General features: G+C 67.0%; 6 protein-coding genes and 1 pseudogene. All 7 read left to right on the plus strand.

All coding sequences use genetic code 11. The features are described 5' to 3' along the window. Positions 1 to 1,744: molybdopterin dinucleotide binding domain-containing protein (locus BN903_RS14075; protein WP_048078330.1), on the plus strand; the 1,744-nt coding region annotated here is incomplete at its 5' end. After that, positions 1,744 to 2,625, plus strand: a complete 882-nt coding sequence (locus BN903_RS14080; protein WP_048078331.1) for a 4Fe-4S dicluster domain-containing protein — start codon at positions 1,744 to 1,746, stop codon at positions 2,623 to 2,625. The genes BN903_RS14075 and BN903_RS14080, both read left to right, overlap by 1 nt. Beyond that, the gene (gene nrfD, locus BN903_RS14085; RefSeq protein WP_048078332.1) at positions 2,622 to 3,914 is read left to right on the plus strand and encodes an NrfD/PsrC family molybdoenzyme membrane anchor subunit; all 1,293 of its coding nucleotides are present in this window, start codon (positions 2,622 to 2,624) and stop codon (positions 3,912 to 3,914) included. The genes BN903_RS14080 and nrfD overlap by 4 nt, the downstream gene beginning before the upstream one ends. Then, complete coding sequence (locus tag BN903_RS14090; RefSeq protein ID WP_048078333.1) at positions 3,911 to 4,591, plus strand: molecular chaperone; 681 nt, start codon at positions 3,911 to 3,913, stop codon at positions 4,589 to 4,591. The genes nrfD and BN903_RS14090 overlap by 4 nt, the downstream gene beginning before the upstream one ends. Before the next feature lie 2 nt (positions 4,592 to 4,593). After that, the gene (locus tag BN903_RS14095) at positions 4,594 to 4,983 is read left to right on the plus strand and encodes a hypothetical protein (protein WP_048078334.1); all 390 of its coding nucleotides are present in this window, start codon (positions 4,594 to 4,596) and stop codon (positions 4,981 to 4,983) included. Beyond that, positions 4,980 to 6,098, plus strand: a complete 1,119-nt coding sequence (locus BN903_RS14100) for an Mrp/NBP35 family ATP-binding protein (protein ID WP_048078335.1) — start codon at positions 4,980 to 4,982, stop codon at positions 6,096 to 6,098. Before BN903_RS14095 ends, BN903_RS14100 begins: the two co-directional genes overlap by 4 nt. Before the next feature lie 10 nt (positions 6,099 to 6,108). After that, a pseudogene (locus BN903_RS17690) lies at positions 6,109 to 6,350 on the plus strand (hypothetical protein); the annotation flags it as partial.

A 6,350-nucleotide genomic window follows, 5' to 3' on the forward strand; every position in this document is an offset into this window, starting at 1 on the left:
ACTCGTCTGGGACGAAGCCGCTGGCGAGGCCGTCGCCCACGAGGAGGCGTCGTCGCCGGAGAACGTCGCCCTGCGAGGAACCTACGAGGTCGATGGCGTCGAGGCGCGACCGGCCTTCGACCTCTACCTCGATCAGATCTCCCAGTACGATCCCGAATGGGCCGCCGAGATCACCGACCTCGAAGCCGACGAGATCGAACAGACGGCCCTCGACTGGGGTGAGAACGCCGAGATCGGTGCGACCGTCGAACGGAACGGCATCGAGATCCCGTACCGACCCGTCGGTACCCACGGTTACCACGTCGCCCAACAGGAGATGGGCGTCCAAACGACGATGGCCCAGTACCACGCGTCGATGCTGGTCGGGGCGGTCGACGTCGTGGGCTCAACCCGCGTCCGGAAGGGTAAGTACGCCGAGCCACAGGACTACCGCCTCCCGTTCCGCGACCAGGCGTTCCACCCGGAGAAGATCACGCCGAACCCGGACGGGCCGTCGCTGGGCGGGAGCATGTTCCACCCCATTGACTCGACGGCGTACTCTCAGAGCCACGTCAGCCAGACCAACCCCGACAAATACAATCTCCCCTACGATCCCGAGGAGATGGCGTGGATCGTCCAGATGGCGAATCCGATTCACTCGGCGGCAGGAACTGACACGGTCATCGAGAGCATGAGCAAGGTCGACACGACGGTCGTCGTCGATCCGTGGATGAGCGAGACCGCCGACGTGGCCGCCGACTACGTGCTGCCGGCGGCGACCGCCGACAAGCTCCAGGGGCCGACCGGTGGCTGGAACGGGTACGCCGACATCAAGCACATCCGGTTCCCCTCGATGGACCCGATGTGGAACAGCAAACCCGACGCCGAGATATTCATTCAGATGGCCAAAGCGGTCGACGCCTTCGATGAGTACGTCCTCGACATCAACGACGAACTCGGCCTCGACGGCACCGAATACGCCTACAGCGGGGCCAGTGAGGCTCCCGACGACCCCCATGAGTTCCTGCGTGATGGGCTCGACCGCTGGGCGAAGACGAAAGGCAAGAGCTTAGAGTGGTTCCGCGAGGGCAACGTCATCACCAACGAGTGGGAGGTCGGCGAGGGCAACCGCTACGCCTACACGTGGGGGATGGACAACGGCTACGGCGAGTTCAACCCCTATGACGCCAAACACGAGTTCTACAGCGAGACGCTGTTCCGACTCGGCGAGCGCGTCGACGAACTGTTCGCCGACTCGAAGTTCGACGATCCGGAGGCGGAGTTCCCGTACCTCAAGGATTACACCGCGTTCCCGACCTGGCGACAGCCGACGATGTACGACTCCCCCGAGGAGTACGATCTCACGCTGTTCCAATGGAAACAGATCGAGCACAAGCAGTCCCGGAGTGCCAACAACAAGCTGCTCAACGAGATCGCGCCCCGAGCGTCGATCCGGCTGAACCCGAAGGATGCGGACCGTATCGGCGTCGAGACGGGCGACGAGGCCGTTCTCAAGACGCACAACGCCCAGACCGGCGAGACCTATGAGAGCGAGGGGATCGTGATGGTTCAAGACGGGATTAAACTCGGGTCGGTCGGACTCCCGCACTCTCACGGGAACTGGAAAGATCCCGTAACCGAGGAACTCGACGAGGGTATTCACGCGAACAAGATCCTGCCGAGCGGCCCGGGTTACCTCGGCTTCGACAACGGCCAGGCGTTCACGATCCGTGCGACGGTCGAACCCAAGGGAGGTGACGACTGATGACACAACTCGGAATGGCGATCGACTTGGAGCGGTGTTACGGCTGCCGGGCCTGTATGGAGGCTTGTAAGGTCGAGAACAGCACGCCCCGGGGGGCGTTCTGGATGCACGTCTTCCGCTTCGAGGAGGGCGAGTATCCCAACACCGAACAGACCAACATGCCCCGGCCGTGCCAGCACTGCTCGGAGCCGTCCTGTGCGTCGGCCTGTCCGACCTCGGCGCGGTTCAAACGCGAGGAGGACGGGATCGTCCTCACCGACTACGACCGCTGTATCGGCTGCCGGTACTGCGAGATCGGCTGCCCGTACGGCGTCAACTACGCGCAGTTCGAACACCCCGAAGACGCCCAGTACGGGTACGGCTCCGAATCGAACGAGCACAACGGCGACGACACGCACGGATCGGGCACCTTCGCGGAGGCGCTCGGCGACGAGGCGCCCGGCGAGGGCAAGCCGCCGTGGCACGACCCGATACTCGACGAGCCCACCGAACCCCGCGGTACACAGATGACCGGCCCCCAGCCGGAGGGCGTGATGAGCAAGTGTACGATGTGTGCGCACCGCCAGGATAACCCCGAACGCGGCCAGCAGGGGACGACCGCCTGCCAGGAGACCTGTCCGGTCGACGCGATCAAGTTCGGCGACATGGAGGATCCCGAAAGCGATCCCAATCAGCACCTCGAGGATAAGTCCTCGTCGTCGACGTTCAAGCTGCTCGAGGACCGCGGCACCGAGCCGAACGTCGTCTACATCGGCGACGAGCCCGGCGACGACGCCCGCACCATCGAGGACGCGGACACGTTCAAGGACCCGCAGGAAGCCATCGAGATCGAGAAGAACCCGCCTGAGAGCCGCTCGACCGACGTGGAGGTGGGCCAATGAGTACCCCCACCGGCTCGGACCGGCGGGCGGCGACGCTCGCGGATCCGGGCCCCCGCTACTACGCGATGCTGGCGGTCGCCGGGCTCGTCGTGCTCGCGATGGTGTACAGCTTCGTGACCGTCCTGACGCAGGGTCACGGTATCACCGGCCTACACAACTGGGGGACCGACGGCGGGGTCCCGTGGGGGCTCGACATCGGCGCGTTCAGCTGGTGGTCGGCGATGGGCGTCGGTGCCATCGCGCTGTCGGCGATCATCCGCGTGTTCCACATGGACGAGTACCGGCCGTACGCCCGCATCGGCGAGCTGCTGACGCCGCTGGCGTTCGGGGTCGGCTTCCTGCACATCGTCTTCGACCTCGGGCAGCCGTTCCGCGTGCTCAACACGCTCATCTACCTGCCCCTCCAGTCGCCGATCGCGTGGGACGTGATCCTGCTGGCGGGGCTCGGAACCATCTCCGTCGTCTACCTGGTCGCGTCGCTCCGCGCGGACGTCTACGAACTCTCCGAGCGGGACGCGCTTCCGGCGGCGCTTGGTCCGGTCTACGACGCGCTGCTGATCGGCTACGAGCCGTCGGAGACCGAGACCGGGAAAGGTCTCACATGGTGGCTCGCGGCGCTCGTCCTCGTGTTCATCCCGGTCGTCGGCGGCGGGGTCGTCCCGCTTTTGTGGGGCCCGCTCGGCGTCAACATCAACTGGTTCGGCGCGATTCAGGGGCCGACGTTCCTCGCGGCGAGCATGACGACCGGCGCGGCAGCGGTGCTGTTCGTCGGCTGCGTCCTCCGCTACGCGTACGGGCTCGACGACGTGTTCACCGACCGGACGCTCAGACGGTTCGGTGCCGTGACCGGCGCGTTCGCGTTCACCTACCTGCTGGGGACGTTCTACGAGATCCAGACCGGATCGTTCGCCGCCGACATGGCCGATCCGAACGTCACCGCACTCATCTTCGAGGGACCGCTCGCGCCCCTGCTGGTACTCGCGATCGTCGCGATCGTCGTCCCGACGGCGTACCTCACGATACAGCACGCGGTCGACCGGTTCAGCCTGCTGGGGACGGCCCTCCTGACGGGCGTCATGCTCGTCGGGATCCTCCACCAGGAAACGTGGCTGATCGTCGGCGGGCTGATGTACCCCGACCTGCCGTACCAGGTCGGTGAGTACACGCCCTCGATCTACGAGTGGCTGAACCTGATGGGGACGACCGCGCTCGTCGCGCTCGTCATGCTGGTGTTCGCCAAGACGCTGCCCGTGGTCTCTGACCCCGCGGAGGTGGGATCGGACCGATGAGCTCCACCAACACCGAACCGGAAGCCGACAATCCCGCCTCGCGGGAGCCGGCGGACTCCCCCGACGAGAGCCCGGTCGACGCCCGGGTGTATCGCATCCTCGGCGAGCAGCTCCTCAGTCGGCCCGACCGCGAGCGCGTCGACGCCGTCGGGGCGTGGGCGCGGGAGTGGCTGGCGACCGCGGAGTCGCTGCCGGTGGAGATAGAGACCGCTCTCGGGCGGATCGCCGACGGAAGCGAGGCCGACGTCGAACCCCTCCGGACGGCCTACACGCACCTCTTCAGGGGGATCTCCGAGAGCGATCCCGACCCGCCGTACGAGTCGATGTACGTCGGCGGGGGCTTCTACAGCGAGACCACCACCGAGATCAGACAGGGCTACCGGTGGGCCGGCGTGGACGTCGACACCACTGGCAGCAACGAGCCGCCGGATCACCTCGGCTTAGAACTGCAGTTCCTCGGCGAACTGCTGACGATGGACGACACCGAGGCCGACGCCGACGAGCCCGACGTCGAGGACGCCAAGTGGTGGCTGCTCGACGAGCACCTGGCCGAGTGGCTCCCGACCTACATGGCCCGGATCCAGCAGGCCGATCCGCACGACTACTACGCGGGGATCGTCGAGCTCGCCCTCGCGACGGTGAAATCCCACCGTGACCGACTCGGCGAGCGGAGGTAACGATGTACAGTACAAACGTCGTCTACGAGGTCGAGTTCGACATCCTCGACGACCGGCGTGAGCGGTTCGACGCCTGGGTCGCGACGGATATCATCGGTTGGGTCGGACACGAGTCGGTCGCCGCCTTCGAGGTGCTCACCGGCGGCCGCCGGGCGTCGGCGGACTCGAAGTTCGTCTTCGAGTTCGAGACGCTACAGGACTGGGCGGCGTTCGTCGGGAGCGACCGTCATGAAGACGCCGTCGACCGGCTCGACGCGCTCGCCGAGAACCGGGAGGCGACCCTGTGGCGGCGGGCGTCGGTCAAGCTCGACGCGGCACTGGATCGGACCGCGAGCGAACGAACGGACGGCGGCCGCGACGGCCGCGCGATCAACACGGTGAATTCACGATGACCACAGAATTACGCGACGAGTTAGCACAGATAGACGACCCGGCGCTCACCGAAGCGCCGCAGACCGACGGCGACGCGGACATCGTCTCGCTCGGGATCATCGGCGATGTCGAGGTCGACGACGGGGTGGCACACGTCGAACTCGCGCTCGGGGCACCCTACTCGCCGACGGAGAGCCGGCTCGCGGAGCGGGTCCGAGAGGTCGTCCGCGAGGCGGGCTACGAGCCGTCGCTGTCGATCGCGATCGACGACGACACGCCGGCGGGACTGATTGAGGACGCCCCGAACGTGATCGCCGTCTCCTCCGGCAAGGGCGGCGTCGGGAAGAGCACCGTCGCGGTGAACCTCGCGACGGCGATAGCCGAGCGGGGAGCCAACGTCGGGTTGTTCGACGCCGACGTGTACGGCCCGAACATCCCGCGGATGCTCGGCGTTCACGACCACCCCGGCATGGCCGAGGACGACGAGACCATCATCCCGGTCGAGCGACACGGGCTGAAGCTGATGAGCATCGGCTTCCTCGTCGGCGAGGACGACCCCGTGATCTGGCGGGGCGCGATGGTCGACAAGGTACTCACGCAGCTGTACGACGACACGCGGTGGGGCGACCTCGACTACTTCGTCGTCGACCTCCCGCCGGGAACCGGCGACGCGCAGCTGACGATGCTCCAGCAGATGCCGGTCCTCGGGTCGGTCGTCGTCACGACGCCGCAGGACGTCGCTCTGGACAACGCGCGGAAGGGGGCCAGGATGTTCGACAGACACGACGCCGAGGTGCTCGGCTTCGTCGAGAACATGAGCACGTTCGTCTGTCCGAACTGCGGGGACGCCCACGACGTGTTCGACGCCGGCGGCGGCGAGCGGATCGCCGAGGAGTTCGACCGGCCGCTGCTCGCCGAGATCCCGCTCGACCCGTCGATCCGCGAGGCCTGCGAGACGGGGGAGCCGGCCGTCTCGAACGACGACACGGAGGCGGCGAGGGCGTTCGAGTCGCTCGCCGAGGGGGTCATGGACGCGGTCGGAGCGCTCAGGCGGCGGTCACACAGCGAGACGGCGAGGTCGACGGTCGACGAGTCGCGATCGGCCGCCGAGCGCGCCGACGCGCAGACGAGCTGACGCTCTCGCCATGAGTCACACCACGGAGGCGTCTCGCACGGGACCGGCGATCTCCCTCTCCGAGATCGACTTCAGTCGGCTCGAAACCGTCGAACGCGCAGTCGAGATCCGGTGTGCGACGGGCGACCGGTGGACGGCCGACTGGCGCGGAACGCCCGTCTCGGCCGTGGTCGACCGGGGCGCGGTCCCGCCGGAGACCACGCACCTGACCTTCGAGACCGCGGACGGCTACCGCGCCTGTCTCGACGTTCA

It is taken from the genome of Halorubrum sp. AJ67 (assembly GCF_000513435.1).